Origin of the sequence: Humidesulfovibrio sp., from assembly GCF_031082295.1 — a bacterium.
Lineage (GTDB): Bacteria > Desulfobacterota > Desulfovibrionia > Desulfovibrionales > Desulfovibrionaceae > Humidesulfovibrio.
The window spans coordinates 161,161-181,074 of sequence record NZ_JAVHLD010000005.1 but is presented as its reverse complement, the minus strand read 5'-3'; the positions used below and the strand labels follow the sequence as shown (position 1 = coordinate 181,074).

16 protein-coding genes and 1 pseudogene are annotated in these 19,914 nt (G+C 67.0%); 4 read left to right on the top strand and 13 right to left on the bottom strand.

The annotated features are described in order from the left end of the window. The 4 genes and pseudogenes from RDU24_RS05075 to RDU24_RS05060 form a co-directional block, all read right to left on the bottom strand. Window positions 1-254: pseudogene (locus RDU24_RS05075) on the bottom strand (hypothetical protein); the annotation flags it as partial. Then, the gene (locus RDU24_RS05070; RefSeq protein ID WP_308734650.1) at window positions 244-1,347 is read right to left on the bottom strand and encodes an ABC transporter permease; all 1,104 of its coding nucleotides are present in this window, start codon (window positions 1,345-1,347) and stop codon (window positions 244-246) included. The gene RDU24_RS05070 and the pseudogene RDU24_RS05075, both read right to left, overlap by 11 nt. Continuing rightward, entirely contained in the window at window positions 1,344-2,906 is a 1,563-nt protein-coding gene (locus RDU24_RS05065; RefSeq protein ID WP_308734649.1) for an ABC transporter ATP-binding protein, read from the bottom strand. The genes RDU24_RS05070 and RDU24_RS05065 overlap by 4 nt, the downstream gene beginning before the upstream one ends. Before the next feature lie 81 nt (window positions 2,907-2,987). Then, window positions 2,988-4,091 carry a BMP family ABC transporter substrate-binding protein gene (locus tag RDU24_RS05060; RefSeq protein WP_308734648.1) on the bottom strand — a complete coding sequence of 368 codons (1,104 nt, stop codon included), beginning with the start codon at window positions 4,089-4,091 and terminating at the stop codon, window positions 2,988-2,990. Window positions 4,092-4,447: 356 nt separating this feature from the next. Here RDU24_RS05060 and RDU24_RS05055 point away from each other — a divergent pair, with 356 nt between their 5' ends. Together RDU24_RS05055 and RDU24_RS05050 are read left to right on the top strand one after the other, a co-directional pair. Further along, the gene (locus tag RDU24_RS05055) at window positions 4,448-4,894 is read left to right on the top strand and encodes a hypothetical protein (protein WP_308734647.1); all 447 of its coding nucleotides are present in this window, start codon (window positions 4,448-4,450) and stop codon (window positions 4,892-4,894) included. A 90-nt stretch (window positions 4,895-4,984) separates the two neighbouring features. Then, complete coding sequence (locus RDU24_RS05050; RefSeq protein ID WP_308734646.1) at window positions 4,985-6,616, top strand: FmdE family protein; 1,632 nt, start codon at window positions 4,985-4,987, stop codon at window positions 6,614-6,616. A gap of 64 nt (window positions 6,617-6,680) precedes the next feature. Here the strand turns inward: RDU24_RS05050 and RDU24_RS05045 are convergent, their stop codons facing one another. The 9 genes from RDU24_RS05045 to RDU24_RS05005 form a co-directional block, all read right to left on the bottom strand. Then, entirely contained in the window at window positions 6,681-7,421 is a 741-nt protein-coding gene (locus RDU24_RS05045; RefSeq protein ID WP_308734657.1) for an ABC transporter ATP-binding protein, read from the bottom strand. A 175-nt stretch (window positions 7,422-7,596) separates the two neighbouring features. After that, window positions 7,597-8,370, bottom strand: coding sequence for an ABC transporter ATP-binding protein (locus RDU24_RS05040; protein ID WP_308734645.1), 774 nt, complete (start codon window positions 8,368-8,370; stop codon window positions 7,597-7,599). Further along, on the bottom strand, window positions 8,363-9,370 hold the full coding sequence (locus RDU24_RS05035) for a branched-chain amino acid ABC transporter permease (protein ID WP_308734644.1): 1,008 nt from the start codon (window positions 9,368-9,370) through the stop codon (window positions 8,363-8,365). The genes RDU24_RS05040 and RDU24_RS05035 overlap by 8 nt, the downstream gene beginning before the upstream one ends. Then, window positions 9,367-10,248: a branched-chain amino acid ABC transporter permease gene (locus RDU24_RS05030; RefSeq protein ID WP_308734643.1), complete on the bottom strand. Its 882-nt coding sequence runs from the start codon at window positions 10,246-10,248 to the stop codon at window positions 9,367-9,369. The genes RDU24_RS05035 and RDU24_RS05030 overlap by 4 nt, the downstream gene beginning before the upstream one ends. 72 nt (window positions 10,249-10,320) lie before the next feature. Continuing rightward, window positions 10,321-11,460, bottom strand: coding sequence for an ABC transporter substrate-binding protein (locus tag RDU24_RS05025; RefSeq protein ID WP_374989742.1), 1,140 nt, complete (start codon window positions 11,458-11,460; stop codon window positions 10,321-10,323). Between the two features lie 156 nt (window positions 11,461-11,616). Continuing rightward, a complete protein-coding gene (locus tag RDU24_RS05020; RefSeq protein WP_308734642.1) occupies window positions 11,617-12,756 on the bottom strand; it encodes an ABC transporter substrate-binding protein in 1,140 nt (379 codons plus the stop codon). A gap of 160 nt (window positions 12,757-12,916) precedes the next feature. After that, on the bottom strand, window positions 12,917-14,050 hold the full coding sequence (locus RDU24_RS05015; protein ID WP_308734641.1) for an ABC transporter substrate-binding protein: 1,134 nt from the start codon (window positions 14,048-14,050) through the stop codon (window positions 12,917-12,919). 216 nt (window positions 14,051-14,266) lie between these two features. After that, window positions 14,267-16,327 (bottom strand): ribonucleoside triphosphate reductase, encoded by a 2,061-nt coding sequence (locus RDU24_RS05010; protein WP_308734640.1) that lies wholly within the window; start codon window positions 16,325-16,327, stop codon window positions 14,267-14,269. Further along, a complete protein-coding gene (locus RDU24_RS05005) occupies window positions 16,275-16,949 on the bottom strand; it encodes an anaerobic ribonucleoside-triphosphate reductase activating protein (RefSeq protein ID WP_308734639.1) in 675 nt (224 codons plus the stop codon). The genes RDU24_RS05010 and RDU24_RS05005 overlap by 53 nt, the downstream gene beginning before the upstream one ends. Before the next feature lie 541 nt (window positions 16,950-17,490). On the opposite strand from RDU24_RS05005, the gene RDU24_RS05000 reads away from it, so the two are divergent. After that, window positions 17,491-18,510, top strand: a complete 1,020-nt coding sequence (locus RDU24_RS05000; RefSeq protein ID WP_308734638.1) for an HD domain-containing phosphohydrolase — start codon at window positions 17,491-17,493, stop codon at window positions 18,508-18,510. Window positions 18,511-18,641: 131 nt separating this feature from the next. Then, on the top strand, window positions 18,642-19,757 hold the full coding sequence (locus RDU24_RS04995; RefSeq protein WP_308734637.1) for a hypothetical protein: 1,116 nt from the start codon (window positions 18,642-18,644) through the stop codon (window positions 19,755-19,757). The last annotated feature ends 157 nt before the right edge of the window (window positions 19,758-19,914 follow it).

Sequence of the window (19,914 nt, the reverse complement as noted above, 5' to 3'; positions counted from 1 at the left end):
AACCCCCAGGCGCTGCTTTCAGGCGGCCCGATTCGGCGCCCCGAGCCCGTGGCGGCCCCGGCGGCGAAGCCCGCCAGCGCCCCGAGCAGCAGCAGCCCCTCCAGCCCCAGGTTGAGCACCCCGGAACGCTCGGCCACGATCTCGCCGTAAGCCGCCAGCAGCACCGCCGTGGCGGACTTCACCGCTATCTGCGCCAAGAGCCCGAGGTTGCCCAGGTCCACGCCCCACAGCATGTTCGCTGCCTCAACCGGCATGGCTGGCCTCCTCCCGGCGCACAAGCCGCAGACGGTTGGCGGCCAAAAATTCGCCCAGCAGCGCGCCAAACAGGAGCGCCGCTTCCAGGGCCAGCACGGTGGCGCCGGGCAGGCGCAGCTCGGTCTGCAACTGGTCCGCGCCCACCAGCAGCGCGCCGAGGAACAGCGCCGCGAAAGGCACTGCCAGCAGGTTCAGCCGGGCCAGGAAGGCCACGATGATGCCCGCGAAGCCGAAGCCCGAGGCCAGGCCGTCCTGGATGCGGTGCTGCACGCCGAGCAGCTCCCCGGCCCCGGCCAGCCCGGCCAGCGCACCGGACAGGCACATTGCCGTCACGGTGATGCGCGCGGCCCGGAACCCGGCGTAGGCCGCGGCCTTGGGGCTCAGGCCCAGCACCCGCGCCCGGAAGCCCCAGCGCGTGCGCGCCAGCAGCCACCACAAAAGTCCCGCCAGGACCAGGGCCAGCGCCAACCCGGCGTGCACCCGCGTCTCGGCGAAGGTGGGCAGCCAGAAGGCCTCGGCCAGTTCCGCCGTGCCGGGAAAGCCCATGCCCGCCGGGTCGCGCCAGGGGCCGTAGTACAGATGCTCCATGAACAGCACGGCCACGTAGTTGAGCAGCAGCGTGGACAGAATCTCGCTGACGCCCAGCCGCGCCTTGAGCAGGGCCGGAACAAACGCCCAGGCCGCGCCCCCGGCCATGCCGGCAAGGAGCGCCAGCCACGGCAGCAGGTGCGGCGGCAGAGACTGCGACACCACCGGCGGCGGGAACAGGCCCACCCAGCACGCGGCCAGCGCGCCGCACACGAACTGCCCCTCCGCGCCGATGTTCCAGAGATTCAGGCGGCAGCACAGGGCCACGGCCAGGCCGGTCAGGGTCAGGGGCGCTGCCTTGACCAGGATTTCGCTGACGCTGTAGCCGCTGCCAAGCGCCCCCTGCCACATGGCGCGCCAGGCCAGCGCCGGGTCCGCGCCGGAAAGGGCGAAGACCAGCGAGCCCAGCCCCCAGGCCAGGCCCAGCGCCGTGCAGAGCGAGACCAGCGCCCGCACCGGCGGGGTGGTCTGCCGGGGTTCCAGCTTCAGCCGCACGGATGTCATGGCGCGCCCTCCGCCACCGTCGCGACCATCTCGGGCGCCGTGTCCAGCCCGGCCATGAGCCGCCCCACGCGATCGAAGGCGCCACGCTCGGCCGCGTCCACCACGCCGAGGATGCGCCCCCGGTAGATCACGGCCACGCGCTCGGCCAGGGCCAAGGCTTCCGCCGGGTCCCCGGTGACGAGCAGCACGGCGGCGGACTCGGCGGCCCGCCGGATGGCCTCGTGGACCTCGGACACGGCCAGCACGTCCAGCCCCTGGGTGGGCTGCTCCACAAGGAGCAGGGGCGCGCCCTTGGCCAGCTCCCGCGCCAGGATGAACTTCTGCAGGTTGCCGCCGGAGAGCTCCCGGGCCAGGGCGCCGGGGCCGGAGGCGGTGACGTTCAGGGCCTGGATGGCGGCCTCGGCGGCGTTTCTTCCGGCCCGGCTGGAGAACAGCGCCCCGCGCGCGGCGGTGGTGGAGAGCAGCAGGTTCTCGGCCAGGCTCAACCCCGGCACCGTGGCCGCGCCGTGGCGGTCCTCGGGCACGTAGGCCACCAGATCGCGCCCTGTGCGAAAGCCGCCCGTGCGGGTGCCGATGTCCCGGCCCAGCACCTGGGCGCTTCCCCGCCCAGGGCGCTCCATGCCGCCCAGGGTGGCGGCCAGCGCCTCCTGGCCATTTCCCGCCACGCCGACGATGGCCAGCACCTCGCCGCGGGCCACCTCGAAATCCACGTCCGCAAAGGCCGGGAGCTGCCCCGGCGCGGCCTTGGCCGTCAGCCCGCGCACGGAGAGCACCGTCTCGCCGCGCGTCCGCGCTGGCCTGGGCGCGTCTTCGGCCAGCTCCTGCCCGACCATGAGACCGGAGAGCCGCGCCATGTCCCAGCCGGCGGGGCTGCCCGCCTCGCGCGGCAGGTTGCGCGCCACCATGCGGCCCCGGCGCAGCACAGAGACCTCGTCCGCAGCGCCCGCGACCTCGGAGAGCTTGTGGGTGATGAGCACCACGGCCCGGCCCTCGTCGGCCAGGCGGCGCAGGGTGCCGATGAGCCCGCTGATCTCTGCCGGGGCCAGCACGCTGGTGGGCTCGTCAAGGATCAGGATGCGCGCGTCGCGCGACAGAAGCTTCAGGATCTCCAGGCGCTGGCGCTCGCCCATGGACAGCTCGGCCACGCGCCTGCGGGGGTCCAGGGCCAGGCCGAAGCGCTCGGCCAGTTCGGAGGCCGCCTTGGGGTCCGGCGCGCCGCCAGCGGCCAGGGCCAGGTTCTCGGCCCCGGTCAGGGCCTCCACCAGGGAGAAGCGCTGGTGCACCATGCCGATGCCCGCGCGCATGGCCGCCGCCGGGGAGCGCAGCGCCAGCTCCGCTCCGGAGATCGCGAGCGTGCCCGCGTCGGGCCGGTGCCAGCCCGAGAGCATGGACATGAGCGTGCTCTTGCCCGCGCCGTTCTCGCCCAGCAGCGCGTGGATGCTCCCGGCGTGGAGGTCCAGGTCCACGCTGTCGTTGGCCAGCACCACGCCCTCCGGCCCGATGAATCGCTTCGTCAGGCCCCGGCAGGACAAAAGGGGTGGGATCGTGTCGTGGCGCATGGTTTCGGCCTTGAAAAACGGCGGAGGGACCGGGTCGCCCCGGTCCCCCGTTTCATTCGGCGGTCGCGACGGGACGCGGGCCTATTCCGGCAGCTTGCCGGACACGCCACGGACGAACCAGCGCATGGACAGAAGCTCCTTGTCCGGGGCCTTCTCGCCCTTCTTCACGCGCTCGGTCCCGGCCTGGTCGACGATGGGTCCGCTGAAGCTCATGTCCTCGCCCTTCTCCATCTTGGCCTTGAGCGCCAGCACTTTTGCCGCGACGGCCTTGGGCACGGCCTTGCCGAAGGGGGCCAAGCCAACGCCGCCGGCCTCGAAGCCGACGAACACCTGGTCGTTCTTCCAGGTCCCGGCGATGATCTTCTTCATGATGTCGACATACACCGGCCCCCACTGGAAGGTGGTGGAGGTCAGCGCGCAGGCCGCGCCGTACTTGGCGGCGTCGGTGCCGTAGCCGATGGCGGGCACGCCCTTCAGGCAGGCGGCCTTGGAGGAGTCGGCGGTGTCGGCCATCTGGCGGATCAGGTCATGCTTCTTGGCGGCCAGCACCTCGGCCAGGGCGGTCTCGTTCACCGCGTCGCGCCAGGACTTGAGCCAGACCACGGTGTTGACCTTGTCGGCGTCGAACTTGGCCTTGGACTCGGTGAGGCCGCGCACCAGGCCCAGGGTGAAGGCGTCGATGCCGCGCACCACCTCGGGGATGGGCTGGGTGGCCACGGTGCCCACGTTCTTGAAGCCCATGAGCCCGGCCATGTAGCCCGCCAGGTACTCGCCCTGCTCCACGCGCACCATGTAGGTGCCCATGTTGGGCCGGGTCTTGAAGCCGGAGCAGTGCATGAACTTGACCTTGGGAAACTCTCCCGCCACCTTGTACATGGCCTCCATGTAGGTGAAGGTGGTGCCGAAGATCACGTCATAGCCCTGGCGCGCGTAGTTGCGGATGACGCGCTCGGCGTCCGCGGCGGAGAGCACGTTCTCGGTGTAGGACACCTCCACCTTGTCGCCCAGCTGCTTCTTCAGGTGCTCGATGCCGTCGTAATGGGCCGTGGTCCAGCCCTGGTCGCCGATGCCTTCCAGCAGCACGAAGGCGGCGCGGACCTTGGCGGCCTCGGCCTCCACGGGCAGTGCGCACAGGACCGCCAGACACAGGGCCAGGAACACGGCGGAAAGTTTGTTCAAGGACATGGGTTTGCCTCCAGCGAAGATTCTCGGGGCCGGGCAGGACGCCAGCCCCAGCCGGGCTTGTAGCGCATCAGGCGGGCCGGGGACAAGTCCTTCCTCGCGCCCCTTCTTTGCGAGCGTCCGTGCCGCCTTGCGTCGGCGCTGGCGCGGCGGATTGACCCTGCCCGGCCTGATGACCGGCCTAATGGCCTGCCCCACGACTGGGTTGACCCTGCGCTCCCAGACGCGCTATTGTTTCATGCTTGCAACGCAGGACCGGGCCAGACAGGTATTTGGCAACCACATCTGCGCCGCGCGGTGCGCGCTAGGCAACCTGCGGAGATTATTTCGCACAGCACTCATACGATGGGGAGTATTTGATGGGACGAGAAGAGATTCTTCAACAATTCTCCGCTCACCTTGGCTACTCCAAGGACGAGTCGAACATGCTCGCGGAAGACGAACCAAGGATGCGGTTTGCAGAAGCCCTTGGTGCTGCAAGCGTCGAATACCTCATTGTGGCCGAAGTGCTGCGGGCCGCCAACTGCAACTCCGGCTATGCCCCCGGCGACCGCTTCGTCCTGGACGCTGCGGGCAACTTCATCGCCAAGCGCTGCCCGGCGCGATTGTGCGTGTACCTCGTGAGCCAGTTGGCCCTGCCCGTGGCGCTGATCAACGAGCGCTTCTGCGCAGGCCTGCCGCCAGGCGGCTTCCACTTCATGCGTCAGGTCCAATGCCTGGATGCCGGTGTGGCCTGCAAGGGCTATGGCGGCGTCCTAGTCGAAATTTCCGCCGTGCGGCGCCGGGATTTCCTGAAAGCCGGGTAGTCCACGACGTCCGCACATCGGCCACAGCCGTCGAACTGAAGAAGCCTGTCACCGCACCACCCGCACCATGCTGCACCGAGCGAGGCGTTCATGAACATCGGCCCATACAGCTTTCAGGAATTCAAGGACAAGGCCGCGGCCTTCCACGGCTATCCGGCCCCGGGACTGCTCATCGGCGGGTACATGGTGGAACTGGCGCGCCGTGGCCTGCCCGAGGGAACGCTGTTCGAGGCCGTGGTGGAGACGCCCAAATGCCTGCCCGACGCCGTGCAGATCCTGACCCCCTGCACCATCGGCAACGGCTGGGTGCGCGTGCTGAACCTGGGCCGCTACGCCGTGGCCCTGTACGACAAGCACACCGGCGCGGGCTTTCGCGTCTGGATCGACGTGGACAAGATGGCCGCCTACCCCGAGATCAGTTCCTGGTTCCTGAAGCTCAAGAAAAAGGCCGACCAGGACACCGACCGCCTGTTCGCGGAGATCGAGGCCGCGGGCGAGAGCATCTGCTCCATCGCGCCCATCCAGATGAACGACCGCTCGCGCAAGCACAAGGGCATGGGCCGCGTGGCCCTGTGCCCCATCTGCACCGAGCCTTATCCCGCGCCGGACGGCGCCATCTGCCGGGGCTGCCAGGGCGAGGCCCCCTACCTGTGCGCGCCCGTGGCCGAGGAAGACTATGGCCCGAGCCTTACAGCCGTGCCCGTGGCCGAGGCCGTGGGACACCGCGCCCTGCACGACATGACGCGCATCGTGCCCGGCGAATCAAAAGGCGTCGAGTTCGAGGCCGGGCAGACCCTCACCGGCGGCGACGTCTGTCGTTTGCAGCAGATGGGCCGCGCCCACGTGTACCTGGAGCAGGACTCGCCCGACGGCTTTGTGCACGAGAACGACGCGGCCCTGGCCTTCGCCAGGCTCATGGCGGGCGAAAACGTGGCCTTCGACGAGACCCCGCGCGAGGGCAAGATCAACTTCCGCGCGAGCGTCACCGGCGTGCTCGACATCGACAAGGAGCGCCTGGAAGCCTTTAACCTCGTGCCGGACGTCATGTGCGCCTGCCGCCACCTCGGCGTGCTGGTGGAGGAAGGCAAGGGCCTGGCCGGGGCGCGCGCCATCCCGCTCTACCTGTCGGCTGAGAACTTCCGCAAGGCCCAGGCCGTGCTGGCCGCCGGGCCGCTGTTCCGGGTCATCCCGCTCAGGCCCGCCCAGGTGGGCGTGCTGGTGACGGGCAGCGAAGTCTTCCAGGGGCTCATCGAGGACAAGTTCGCGCCCATTATCCGTGAGAAAGTGGAGCGCTTGGGCTCACGCGTGGTGGCCGAGACCATCGTGCCCGACGACGCAGAGCAGATCGCAGCGGCCGTGGCCGGGCTGCTGGCCCAGGGCGCGGACCTCATCGTCACCACCGCGGGGCTTTCCGTCGATCCCGACGACGTGACCCGCAAGGGGCTGGTGGCGGCGGGGCTGACGGACATGCTCTACGGCGCGCCGCTGCTGCCCGGCGCCATGACCCTGCTGGGCCGCATCACCTCTCCGGCAGGCGCGGCCACGGTCATGGGCGTGCCCGCCTGCGCCCTGTTCCACAAGGCCACCAGCCTGGACATCCTGCTGCCGAGCGTGCTGGCGGGGGTGGAGCTCACCCGGCGCGACCTGGCCCAGATGGCCGAGGGCGGCTTCTGCCTGAACTGCCGCACCTGCGTGTATCCCAAGTGCCCCTTCGGCAAATAGCGGGGGACCAGCGCAGCCCGGATGAAGGGCGTACGGCGTTTTGGAAGCGGGGGGAAATCGGAGGCTAGCCGTTGATGTCGTGGCCGAGGTAGGCGTGCTGCACGTCGGGGTTGGCGAGCAGTTCGTGGCTTGGTCCTTCCAGGGTCACGCGGCCCGTCTCCAGCACGTAGCCCCTGTCGGCGATCTTGAGCGCGCGCCGGGCGTTCTGCTCCACCAGGAGCACGGTGAGGCCCAGGCTGTCGCGCAGGGTCACGATGAGGCGGAAGATTTCACGCGTCACCAGCGGGGCCAGACCCATGCCGGGTTCGTCCAGCAGCAGCAGCCGGGGCCGGGCCATGAGCGCGCGGCCGATGGCGAGCATCTGCTGCTCCCCGCCGGACAGGGTGCCCGCCGCCTGCCTCTTGCGCTCGCGCAGCACCGGGAACATCTCGTACATGCGCTCCAGGTCCTCCGCCGCCTGCTCGCGGACTTCGGCCCGTCCACCGGCTCCACGGCGGCCATAGGCCCCCAGGCGCAGGTTGTCGGCCACGGACAGCGGGCTGAACACCAGGCGCCCTTCGGGCACGTGGGAGCAGCCGTCCTGCACGATGCGCTCCGGCGCGCGGCGGACGATGTTCTCTCCGGCGAAGGCGATCGCCCCGGCGCTGGGCCGGATGAGCCCGGAGATGGTGCACAAGAGCGTGGTCTTGCCCGCGCCGTTGCCGCCGATGAGCGAGACGATCTCGCCGGGCCGCACGTTCAGGCTCACGTCGCGCAGGGCGTGGATCTTCCCGTAGAAGACGTCCAGGTTGGCTATTTCGAGCAGTGGCGCATTCATGTCGTTCTCTACTTCAGGGCCTGTTTCCAAAAGATGGATCTTGTCTCCCTGGCGAGGAAAGAGGCGCTTTGGGGCCAGGGATAGTACTCCTGCGGTACAGCCCTGGCGCCGAATCGACTCGTGACGACGTCCAGGGGGCAAAAGACGCTTTTCGAAACAGGTCCTAATCCTCGTCGTCGCCCAGATAGGCGCTGATGACGTGCGGGTCCCGCTGGACCTGGGCCGGGGTACCGCAGCTGATGACCTGGCCGAAGCAGAGCACCATGACCTGGTCGCTGATGCGCATGACCAGGTCCATGTCGTGCTCCACCAGCACGATGCCCAGGCGGAAATGCTCGCGCACGCGCAGGATCAGGTCGGCCAGCACCTGGGTCTCGGACATGTTGAGCCCGGCGGCGGGCTCGTCGAGCAGCAGCAGGCGCGGGCCGGAGGCCAGCGCCCGGGCCAGCTCCAGCAGGCGCTGCTTGCCAAAGGGCAGATCGCTCGCGCGGTACTTGGCCAGCTCAAACAGCCCCACGAAGTCGAGCACCTCAAGGGCGGCGTTCAGGATGGCCTTTTCCTGGGCCCTAGAATGGCGCGTGCGCAGCAGGCTGGACCAGGCCGGCACGCGGAAGCGGCTGTGGCAGCCGGTCATGACGTTCTCAAGCACCGTCATGTTGGAGAAAATTTCCAGGTTCTGGAAGGTGCGCACCAGCCCCAGGCGGCTGCGCTCATGCGCCTGGGCGCGGGTGATGTCGTCGGCCCCGAGGCGGAAGGTGCCTCGCTGGGCCTGCACCATGCCGGAGATGGCGTTCAGGAGCGTGGTCTTTCCCGCGCCGTTGGGGCCGATGATGGCCGTGATCTCGCCCGGGGCGGCCTTGAATTCAACGCCCGAGAGCGCCTGCAGGCCGCCGAAGCGCACCCCGACATCCTGGCAGAGCAGCAGCGGTTCAGCCATTGCCGCCCTCCCCCGCCTCGGCGTCGTCATCCTTTGAGGCGCGCACGACCATCTTCCGCCACAGCAGGCGGCTCAGACGGCGGGAGCCGCCTGCCAGGCCGTCGGGCAGGAACATCATGCACAGCACCAATATGCCGCCGAAGAGCAGAATCTCGATGTTCTCGAACGCCCGCAAGAATTCCGGCAGCAGGGTGAGGAAGAACGCGCCGGTGATGGTGCCGGGGATGCTCGTCATGCCGCCCAGCACCACCATGACGATGAGCTGCACCGAGAACAAAAAGCCGAAGGACGCCGGGGCGATGAAGGTCAGGTAGTGGGCGTAGAGCACCCCGGCCAGGCCCGCGAAGGCCGCCGACACCACGAAGATGAACAGCTTGTACCGGGCGATGTCGATGCCCATGGCCTGGGCCGCCTTCTCGGAGGTGTGCAGGGCGCGCAGCGCGCGGCCCACGCGCGAGTGCAGGATGTTGAAGGCCAGCCAGATCACCCCGCCCAGGACGGCGACGATGAGGTAGTACACCGACAGGTCGCTTGTGAACTCCACGCCGAACAGCGACAGGCGCGGGATGTCCGTGAAGCCGGACGGCCCGCCGGTCAGCTCAACGGTCTCGTTGAACAGGATGGAGAGGATGACGCCGAAGCCCAGAGTGGCCATGGCCAGGTAGTGGCCCTTGAGCTTGAGCGCGGGCAGGCCGATCAGCGCCGCAACGCCGGAGGTCAGCCCCACGCCCGAGAGCATGGACAGCCCCACGGGCACGCCGAACCGGGTGGCGAGCGTGGAGGTGGTGTAGGCCGCCAAGCCGTAGAACCCGGCGTGGCCGAGCGAAATCTGACCGGCGTGGCCCACCAGCAGGTTCAGGCCCACGGCGATCATGGCGTTCAGGCAGCACATGGTCAGCACGGTCAGGTAGTAGTTGTTGCCAAGAAGCGGCGGCAGAACCACAAGCACCGCCAAGAGGCCGCACAGCCAGCGCATGTCGCGACGGTATCCCACGCTCACACCCGCTTCCCGTCCTTTTGCCCGAACAGCCCGGTGGGCCGCACGAACAAGAGGACCAAGAGAATCACGAAGGCGATGGCGTCCTTGTAGGCCGAGGAGATGAGCCCGGCGCCCAGGGACTCCAGCACGCCAAGGACAAGCCCGCCGGCCGCCGCGCCAAAGGGATTGCCCAGGCCGCCCAGGATGCAGGCGGCGAAGCCCTTCAAGCCCAGCATCACGCCCACGTCAAAGGAGGTCAGGGTGATGGGCGCCAGGATGGCCCCGCCGATGGCCCCCACCAGGGCGGAAATCATGAACGAGAGCAGGATCATGCGGTCCACGCCGATGCCCACCAGGGCCGCGGCCTTGGGGTCGTAGGAGCAGGCCAGCATGGCCTTGCCGTGGATGGAGCGCGAGAAGAACGTCTTGAGCCCGGCCAGGATCAGCAGGCTGATGGCCAGCACCCACAGGGTCTGGGGCATCAGCGCCGCGCCGAAGAACGACACCGGCTCGCTGCCGGTGAACGCGGGCAGGGCGAAGGTGTCCTTGCCCCAGAGCAGCATGGCCGCGCCACGGATGAGGATGGAGACTCCGATGGTGATGATGATGAGGTTGATGGGCGAGGCGTCGCGCACGGGGCGGATGGCCAGGCGCTCCACCACGGCGCCCAGGAGCGTGGTCCCGGCCACGGCCATGACGATGGCCAAGGGCTCCGGCAGGCCGAGGGCGCGCATGAAGAACACGCTCATCATGCCGCCGAGCATCACGAACTCGCCCTGGGCGAAGTTGATGATGCCGGTGGTGTTGAAGATGATGGTGAACCCCAGCGCCGTAAGGCCGTAGGTGGCGCCCACGGTCAACCCGGTGATGAGGTATTGCAGCAGGCTCGGCAGATCCATGCGTTTCCAAACACAAGACGGTCGACGAACCCATCAGGCCCGTCGACCGTGTTGCACGTTTTTTCGTTCAGGCTAGTCGACGACCTTCCACTCGCCCTTCTCGATGGTCACCATAAAGAAGGCGCTCTCGTCAAGGCCGTTGTGGTTCTCCGGGCTCATGGTATAGACGCCGCCAGCTCCGGGCATGCCCTTGATCTTCTCCAGATTGTCGCGGATGTCCTGGGGCTTGATGGACTTACCGGCCTTCACCGCCGTGATGAGCAGTTGCAGCGCGTCATAGGTGTGGCCGCCGAAGGTGGCCGGGGCCGCGCCGAACCTCTTGGTGTAGTCGGCCACGTACTTGGTCAGCAAAGCCTTCTGGGGGTGTCCGTCGGGCACCTGGTCCGCCGCCAGCAGGCGGCCCGCGGGCAGCACGAGGCCCTCGGCGCTCTCGCCCGCCAGCTCGATGAACTTCTTGGAGGCCACGCCGTGGCTCATGTACAGCGGCGTGGTGATGCCCAGCTGGGTGCGGTTGCGGGCCACCACGGCCGGGCCGGGGTTGGTGCCCCAGCAGATGATGGCGTCGGGCGCCAGGGCCTTGATCTTGGTGAGCTGGGCGGACATGTCCGTGTCCTTGGGGCCGTAGACCTCGTCGGCCAGCAGGGTCAGGCCCTGGGCCGGGATGAGCTCCTGCAGCACGGCGCGGCCGGCCTGGCCGAAGCCGTCGGACACGGTGAGGATGGCGAGCTTGGTGTAGCCCTTCTTCTTGGCGTCGGCCAGGATCTTGCCCGCGGCATGGCGGTCGAGCGACGGCGTGTTGAACACCCACGGGTCCACGGGCTTGACGATCTTCTCGGCCGCGGCGCAGGAGATCAGGGGAATCTTGGCCGGGGCGAAGAACTTGGTGATGGCCAGCGTGTTGCCCGAGGTGCTGGGGCCGAAGACCGCCACGACCTTGTCCTTTTCGATGAGCTTCTTGGCGGCCATGACGCACTTGTTCACGTCGGTCTCGTCGTCGTAGATGATGACCTCGAGCTTGCGGCCGTCAACGCCACCGGCGGCGTTGATCTCATCCTGCAGCATGAGCAGGGTGTTTTTCTCGGGCTCGCCCAAAAACGACGCCGGGCCGGTGACGGAAAGCACCGCGCCGACCTTCAGGGTGTCGGACTCCTTGGAGCAGCCGAGGAAAGTGAGCAGGGCCAGAACTATTGCGGCAGCGCGAGCCATTTTCATGAGAAAGCCTCACCGGATGTTGAAAAGTGAATGAGCAATTACCCCAGTCACTACGCAGTGGCCAAAAGTAAGTGCTCATATCCACACTTGGCGCGGGCTGTCAATGCGCGGCCCTTTTCACCCGCAAGCCCGCGCCAGTATTTTCATCCCGTCAGGCTAGTCGACGACCTTCCAGTCGCCCTTCTCGATGACGACCATGAGGAAGGCGTCCTCGTTCAGGCCGTTGTGGTTCTCCGGGGTCATGGTGTACACGCCCGCGGTTCCCGGCATGTTCGTGATCTTCTCCAGGTTGGCGCGGATGTCCTCGGACTTGATGGACTTGCCGAGCTTCACCGCCTCGATGACCAGGGCGAAGGCGTCGTAGGCGTGGCCGCCGAAGGTGGAAGGCGGGGTGCCGTACTTCTTGGTGTAGTCGTCCACGTACTTGGTCAACAGGGCCTTCTGCGGGTGTCCGTCGGGCACCTGGCTCACGGCCACCAGGCGGCCAGCGGGCAGGATGATGCCTTCGGCGCTTTCGCCAGCAAGCTCGATGAACTTCTTGGAGGCCACGCCGTGGCTCATGTACAGCGGCGTGGTGATGCCCAGCTGGGCGCGGTTGCGGGCCACCACGGCCGGGCCGGGGTTGGTGCCCCAGCAGATGATGGCGTCCGGCGCGGAACCCTTGATCTTGGTGAGCTGGGCGGACATGTCGGTGTCCTTGGGACCGAAGACCTCGTCGGCCACCAGGGTCAGGCCCTGGGCCGGGACGAGCTCCTGCAGCACGGCGCGTCCGGCCTGGCCGTAGCCGTCGGACACGGTGAGGATGGCGATCTTGGCGAAGCCCTTCTTCTTGGCGTCGGCCAGGATCTTGCCCACGGCGTGGCGGTCCAGCTGCGGGGTGTTGAAGACCCACGGGTCCACGGGCTTGACGATCTTCTCGGCCGCGGAGCAGGAAACCAGCGGAATCTTGGCCGGGGCGAAGAACTTGGAGATGGCGAGCGTGTTGCCGGAGATGCTGGGGCCGAGAACCACGGCCACCTTGTCCTGCTCGATGAGCTTCTTGGCGGCCATGACGCACTTGTTCACGTCGGACTCGTCGTCATAGACAATGACCTGGACCTTGCGGCCTTCCACGCCGCCCTTGGCGTTGATCTCGTCCTGGAGCAGAAGCAGGGTGTTCTTCTCGGGCTCGCCCAAAAACGACGCCGGGCCGGTGACGGAAAGCACCGCGCCGATCTTGAGGGAGTCGGACTCCTTGGAGCAGCCGAGGAAGGTCATCAGGGCCAAAGCGATCACAACAGCGCGCGCCATTTTCATGGGAATGCCTCGTATGATGGTTGGTGAAGGAATGAGCACTCACTCGCAGGGGGCCACACGTCTCCCCGTGAGTAAATGCTCAGTTCCACATTTCGCTTCTGCTGTCAATGTGTTGCAAGCGTTTTAAGCGCCGCCGCGCCACGCCTGCTGGCCCGGCGGGTCAGTCGAGCACCTTCCACTGGCCCCCGGCAACGGCCACCAGCAGGAACGCGCCCTCGTCCAGGCCGTTGTGGTCGGCGGTGCTCATGGTGAAGATGCCCGAGGTCCCGGCAAGGCCCTTGGTGCGCTCCAGATTGTCGCGGATGTCCTGGGGTTTGACCGACTTGCCCGCCTGCACCGCCGTGGCCACGAGCATGAACGCGTCAAAGGCGTAGCCGCCGAAGGTGGTGGGGGGCGTGCCGTACTTCTGCGCATAGCGCTGGGAGTACGCGGCAAGCAGGGCCTTCTGGGGGTGCCCGGACGGCACCTGGTCCACCACAGCCAGCCGCCCCGCGGGGAGCATGACGCCCTCGGCGCTCTCCCCCGCCTGCTCGATGAACTTCGGGGAGGCCACGCCGTGGCTCATGTAGAGCGGGATGGCGAGCCCCATCTGCGCCCGGGTTCGGGCCACGGTCACCGGACCGGGGCCGATGCCCCAGCAGATGAGGGCGTCGGGCGCGGCGTCCCTGATCCTGCCGAGCTGCACGGACACGTCAGTATCGCTGGGGCCGTAGACTTCGTCCGCCACCAGGGCCAGCTCCTGGGCGCGCACCAGCTCCTGCAGCACGGCGCGTCCGGACTGGCCGAAGCCGTCCGCGGAGGAGATGCTGGCCAGCTTGGCGTAGCCCTTGCGCCGGGCGTCGGCGAGAATCTTTGTCACAGCGGCGCGGTCCAGCTGCGGGGTGCTGAACACCCACGGGTCCACTGGCTTGACGATCCGCTCCGAGGCCGCGCACGACACCAGCGGAATCCTGGCCGGGGCGAAGAGCTGGCGCACTGCCAGGGTGTTGCCGGAGGTGCTGGGGCCGATGACCACGGCCACGCGGTCCTCCTCGATGAGGCGGGTGGCGGACTGGATGGCGCTGCTCACGTCGGAGCCGTCGTCGTAGATGACCAGCTCGACCTTGTGGCCGCCCACCCCGCCCCTGGCGTTGGCCTCCTCTTGGAGCATGAGCAGGGTGTTTTTTTCCGGCTCGCCCAGGTAGGCGGCAGGGCCGGTGATGGAGAGCACCGCGCCGATCTTGAGCGGCTCCGGCTCGCGGGTGCAGCCGAGGCAGGCGGACAACGCCAGGAGGATTGCGAGAACGCGCGCCATGTGCATGCAGGCACCCCACCGTCTGGAGGCGCAGGGCGCTGGGTCAGGCGCACCCGCAACCACATATTTGCAGATGCGCCAACGATTCCACGCTTCGGGCGTCCTGTCAACGTGGCGGGCGAAATACACCAGCGCTTCCCCCGCCCTACCCCGCAAAACAGAACCGCCGGAGCAGCACGCCCCGGCGGTGGTTTCGTGGTCAGCAAACGCCTGCGGCTAGTGGTCGCAGCCGCACACCCCCGCGTACACCTTGCGGTCCACGTACTCGGCCTGCTTGCCCTTGTTCCAGCGCGACACGGGCCGGTAGTAGCCCACGATGCGCGTGTAGACCTCGGTCTCCTCGCCGCAGGTGGGGCAGGCCTCGTGCTCGCCGTGGATGTAGCCGTGGCCCTTGCACACCGAGAACGTCGGCGTGATGGACAGGAACGGCAGCTTGGTGTTGCGGAAGCTCCGCACGATGAACTCGCGCAGGCTCGCCAGGTCGGCCACGGACTCGCCCAGGAAGGTGTGGAACACCGTGCCGCCGGTGTACAGCGGCTGCAGCTGGTCCTGGTGCTCCAGGCAGGCCACCACGTCCTCCGAGTGGCCCACGGGCAGGCAGGTGGAGTTGGTGTAGTACGGCGTGCCGTTGCCGCTGGTGATGATGTCCGAGTAAAGGTTCTTGTCGATCTTCGCCAGGCGGTAGCTGGTGCCCTCGGCCGGGGTGGCCTCCAGGTTGTACAGGGTGCCCGTCTCCTCCTGGAAGCGGCTGGTGATGTCGCGCAGGCGGTTCAGGGTGCGGCGCATCAGGCGCATGCCGTTCTCGGTCTCGATGCCCTTGCCGATGAGGTTCAGGCAGGCCTCGTGCCCGCCGAGCAGGCCGATGGTGGAGAAGTGCCCCCGGAAGCCGTTCTTCAGGTAGCGCTTGGTCCACGGGAACATGCCGCGCTCAAGGTTGTCGGAGATGAGTTTGCGCTTGAACTCCAGGCAGTCCTTGGCCAGGGTCGCGTACTCCTCCACCAGGCCCAGGAACTCGTCCTCGCCCTGGGAGAGATACGCCAGCTTGGGCAGGTTCAGCGTGACAACGCCGATGGAGCCGGTGAGGTCGCCAGCGCCGAACAGCCCGCCCACCTTGTTGCGCAGCTCGCGCAGGTCCATCTTCAGGCGGCAGCACATGCTGCGCACGTCCTCGGGCTGCAGGTCGGAGTTGATGAAGTTCTGGAAATAGGGCGCGCCGTACTTGGCCGTGAGCTTCAAGAGCAGCTCGCCGATCTCGGACTCCCAGGGGAAGTCCTCGGTGACGTTGTAGGTGGGGATGGGGAACGAGAAAATCTGCCCGGCGTAGTCGCCGTCCAGCATGACCTCCAGAAACGCCCGATTGAACATCTCCATTTCCGCCGCATACTCGCCGTAGGTGGAGTCCTGAAGCTCGCCGCCGATGATGATGGCCTCCCCGGCGATGTGCTTGGGCGGGGTCAGGTCGAAGGTCAGGTTGGTGAAGGGGCTCTGCCCGCCCCAGCGGCTGGTGGTGTTGACGTTGAACACGAACTTCTGCACCGCCTGGCGCACCTTCTTGTAGTTCAGGCCGTCGTGGCGGATGAAGGGCGCGAGGTAGGTGTCCACGTTGTTGAAGGCCTGGGCGCCCGCCCACTCGTTTTGCAGCGTGCCCAGGAAGTTCACCATCTGCCCCAGGGCGGAGTCGAAGTGCCGGGCCGGACCGGCGCAGGAGCGGCCCTCCAGGTTGAAGCCCTCGAGCAGCAGGTCGCGCAGGCTCCAGCCCGCGCAGTACCCGGCCAGGCCGAAGGACAGGTCGTGGATGTGGAAGTAGCCGTGCTCGTGGGCCAGGCGCACCTCCTCCGGATATTTCTCCAGGGCGTAGCGCGCCTGCACCGTGCCGGAAAGGTGCAGCATGAGCCCCTGGAAGCTGTGGCTCATGTTGGCGTTCTCGCTCACGCGCCAGTCGCTCTTGGCCAGGTACTCGTCGATGGTCTCGGTGATGTCGAGGAAGGCCTCGCGCTGATTCCTGAGCGCCCTGCGCTTCTCGCGGTACAGGATGTATTTGCGCGCCACCGCGAACTGGCGCATCTCCATGAGCACCAGCTCCACCATGTCCTGCACGTGCTCCTGCTCGGGGATGTCCACATCCTTGAGCTTGGCCTCGACCTTCAGCGCCAGGCGGCGTCCAAGAAGCGGGTCCTTTATGCCGCTGGCGGAGAGGGCCTTGAAGATGGCCTGGGCGATGCGGTCATTGGACCATGTTTCCAGTCGTCCGTCGCGCTTCAGAATCTGCGAGGGCATGCGGCCTCCTTGGGGTCTTGTAGTCCTGGGTGGCAAGGGTGAACCCGGCGGGCAGCATGCCGCGCACGGTGGTCAGGTCACGGTCGGAAAGCTGGGGCACCAGCGTGGTGCGGAAGGCGAAGGCCTCGGGCCGGGCTTCGGCCAGGGCGAAGATGCGCGAGAGGTTTCTGCGCGCGTCCTCTTCGGTCACCGCGCCGCCGGTGAGGGCCGGGTACTGGTCGAAGGGGCCTTTGACATCCACGGAAAAGAACTCCACCAGGCCCTCGGTCAGCAGGGCCTCCACCACGTCGGGGCGCATGGCGTTGGTGTCGAGCTTGATGGGCAGCCCGGAGGCGGAAATTTCGTGCAGGATCATGCCGATGCCGGGGACGTTGGTGGGCTCGCCGCCGCTGACGGTTACCCCGGACAGCCAGCGCGCGCGGCTGGAGAGGAAGGCTTTCAGGCGGGCCTGCGGCAACTGGGGCTGGCTCTCCATGTCCCAGGCGAGCGCGGCGTTGTGGCAGGTGGGGCAGCGCAGGTTGCAGCCGCCCAGGAAGACCACGCAGCACGGCCGCCCGGGCCAGTCGCAGAGGCTCAAGGGGGTCAGCCCCCGCAGGTGTCGCCAGGCGTTTTCCGGGTTCACGTCGACAGCAGCTCCGATGCCAAAACAATCCCGCCAGGCCAAAGCGGCCCGGCACAAGGGCTCCGAAACAACCCGGAGCCTTGGATCTGAACATACACCAACGGCCAACTTCTGTACAGGGCGCCAGAAAGCAGCATGAGGTACAATTCTGTAAATTTGACGATTACGCCGATCTACAGGTGATTCTAAATGAATATAAATTGTTTTCCACAAGACTGAGTAATCCTGTGGCGAGTAAAATCACAATTTTTTCTAGAGTGGGTTTAGAAGTTTTTTCGCAGCCTCGCCCAGGGAAAGTTTTCGACAGCCGCAAGCCCATAGCCCATGAGGACACTTCTTTCCGACAAATACCTCGGAGAATGGTCTGAATTCAAACAACTGCTTGCGTTCAGTCGTGATTAATGGCTATGGAATATTCTTCTATTTACACCTCCTGGCCGGCCGATGACCAGGACTGTTGCTCGCTCTCCCGCTCATGTCGGCGCCTTTTGCCAAGAAGGCGCCCCCCCCAGCATGCAGAAAGAGAGGTCATGAATAGTCTATGGCAAAGAACGCTGCCGCCAAATCTTTCGCCGCGCAGGCGACAGTCCAAGAGCCCCACCCTCCACACATCCTGGTGGTGGATGATTCCAGGGCCATCCGCACCTTCATGGAAGAGAACCTGGGCAAGGCCGGGTACACCGTGCACTGCGCGGAGAATGGCCGCGAGGCGCTGAAGGTTCTTGCCAAGCGCCATGTGGACATGGTCATCTCAGACATAGACATGCCCGTTTTGAACGGCAAGGCCTTCCGCGCCAAGATGCTCGAAGAGCCGGAATACGCCACCCTTCCGTTCCTGGTCATGAGCACCCAGGACACCGAAGAGAACGTCAAGATCATGCGCGAGCTGCGCGTCTCGGCCTTCCTGAGCAAGCCCTTCAAGGCGGACCAGATGATCATCCTGGTCGAGAGGATTCTTGACTACACGAACCTCTTGATCAGCGCCCAGCAGGAGATGGCGAACCAGGAAAAGGTGATGCTCCTGTCGAGCATCATGAGCCTGGCCCAGGCGCTGGACGCACGCGACGCCTACACCCGCAGCCACTCCGACAGCGTTGCCGAGACCGCAACCAGAATAGCCCGGCACATGGCCTGCGGTGCGACCATGGTGGAAACGGCGCACATCGCGGGGCGCCTGCACGACATCGGCAAGGTCGGCATCCCTGACAGCGTTTTGCAGAAGCCGGGCAAGCTCACCGAGGATGAATTCAACATCATCAAGACCCACCCCGGCATCGGCGCAAGGATCCTGGAGCCCATTCCAAGCCTGTTTGAGGTGGCGACCATCATCCATGCCCACCACGAGAAGTACGACGGCAGCGGCTATCCGCGCGGCCTTACGGGGGAGCAGATCCCCTTCCTGGCGCGCGTGCTGGCCCTGGCCGACGCCTACGACGCCCTGACGAGCGACCGGCCATACCGCCAAGGCATGGGCAAGCAGCAGGCGTTGGCGATCATCAAGAAAGGGCGCGGCAGCCACTTCTGCCCGACCTGCCTGGACGCCTTTCTCGAATCCATCTAGCCACTTGACGCCGATCCTGTCGGCATTCCATATCGCCCAGCCCAATCGGCTAGCCCCCGGCACACCCCTTGCACAACTCGTGGCGCGGGAAGAAATTACCCCGCGCCACGAACATGCTCAGGGGGGTTTTCATGCGCGCACAGATTACGACCACGCTCCGTCAATTCGAACTGCTCCAGGGCTACCTGGGCAAGGCCGCCTGCGGCGAGTCGCCCCTGGACATTCCCCGCAGCATCCATGACCCGGTGATGCTCATGCGCGGCAACCCGGAGCATCCCGAGCACGACATGCTGGGCATGCGCAACCGCGAGGTGCCCTCCCAGGCCGAACTCACCATCATCGGCGACTCCCAGGCCTACGGGACCTGCGTGCGCGCAGACCAGTGCTGGCCCTTCCGCCTGCAGGCGGAGACCGGACAGCCGGTCTACAACGCCGGGGTCGAAGGCTGGGGCAGCGTGCAATACGCCCTGGCCATGGAGGAGCTGCTCTGCCTGTCGCCGCGCCGTGTCGTCGTCTGCCTGCACACGGGCAACGACATCGCCGAGGCCTTCCAGTGCGCGCGGGCCAGCACCTCGCCCCTGGCAAAAAGTTTCTGGAACCCCAGCTGGGCCGCCCTGCCCCTGGCCGACCTCACGGCGAAGGGCCGCGCGGAGCGTGCCGTCGCCCAGCTCTCGGCGGAGCGCCAGGACCTTGGCCCGGACGAGATTCTGGCCGAACTGGGCCGGCGTGGCGAAAAGGACGTGAACCCCTGCGTCATCGATGCCAGCCGTTTCTACCTCGCCGAGAACTTCCGCAACGCCGTGCAGGACCTCTCCCACCCGGCCATCGCCGCCGGGCTCATGATCACACGCAAGGTACTGGGCCACCTGCGCGACCTGTCGCTGAACTACGGCTTTTCGCTTGGCGTCATGCTCATCCCCACCCGCGAATACCTCGTGGCCACGCGCCTGGACGAGGCCGATGTGCGCGACCGCGACAGCCTGGAAACCCTGGGCGTGACCGAGGCCACCATGCTCGCCGAGCTGCGCGCCTCCTGCGCGGACCTGGAGCTGCCCTGCTTCGATCTTTCCGGCTACCTGCGGCACTTCGTCGGCGGCAGAATCTTCCCCCAGGATTCCCGCAGCGGCCACCCCAACGCCAAGGGCTGCGAACTCATCGCCCGCTACGTGCGCGACCGCGTGCTGCCGGGCCTGGACACCACCCAGCACATCCGCGCAGCCGTGGGCGGCGTGTACCCCATGTACTAAGGCCAGCGAGGCTGGGGCTCCGCCCCTGGCACCCCGCCGGGGGCCTGAGGCCCCCGGACCCCACAGTACACCGAAAGGGCTGTCTCAGGAGGAACCAGAGACAGCCCTTTCGGCTTTCTTGGGGATGCGAAGGGAGTACCGAAACAACGCCAGGCGT

Coding starts and splice junctions, on each gene's coding strand:
- RDU24_RS05040 (WP_308734645.1), bottom strand. CDS start 8,370: ATGGCTGAACCGCTGCTGCTCTGCCAGGATGTCGGGGTGCGCTTCGGC.
- RDU24_RS05025 (WP_374989742.1), bottom strand. CDS start 11,460: ATGAAAATGGCTCGCGCTGCCGCAATAGTTCTGGCCCTGCTCACTTTC.
- RDU24_RS05000 (WP_308734638.1), top strand. CDS start 17,491: ATGGCAAAGAACGCTGCCGCCAAATCTTTCGCCGCGCAGGCGACAGTC.
- RDU24_RS05060 (WP_308734648.1), bottom strand. CDS start 4,091: ATGTCCTTGAACAAACTTTCCGCCGTGTTCCTGGCCCTGTGTCTGGCG.
- RDU24_RS05065 (WP_308734649.1), bottom strand. CDS start 2,906: ATGCGCCACGACACGATCCCACCCCTTTTGTCCTGCCGGGGCCTGACG.
- RDU24_RS04995 (WP_308734637.1), top strand. CDS start 18,642: ATGCGCGCACAGATTACGACCACGCTCCGTCAATTCGAACTGCTCCAG.
- RDU24_RS05030 (WP_308734643.1), bottom strand. CDS start 10,248: ATGGATCTGCCGAGCCTGCTGCAATACCTCATCACCGGGTTGACCGTG.
- RDU24_RS05070 (WP_308734650.1), bottom strand. CDS start 1,347: ATGACATCCGTGCGGCTGAAGCTGGAACCCCGGCAGACCACCCCGCCG.
- RDU24_RS05050 (WP_308734646.1), top strand. CDS start 4,985: ATGAACATCGGCCCATACAGCTTTCAGGAATTCAAGGACAAGGCCGCG.
- RDU24_RS05015 (WP_308734641.1), bottom strand. CDS start 14,050: ATGGCGCGCGTTCTCGCAATCCTCCTGGCGTTGTCCGCCTGCCTCGGC.
- RDU24_RS05055 (WP_308734647.1), top strand. CDS start 4,448: ATGGGACGAGAAGAGATTCTTCAACAATTCTCCGCTCACCTTGGCTAC.
- RDU24_RS05010 (WP_308734640.1), bottom strand. CDS start 16,327: ATGCCCTCGCAGATTCTGAAGCGCGACGGACGACTGGAAACATGGTCC.
- RDU24_RS05020 (WP_308734642.1), bottom strand. CDS start 12,756: ATGAAAATGGCGCGCGCTGTTGTGATCGCTTTGGCCCTGATGACCTTC.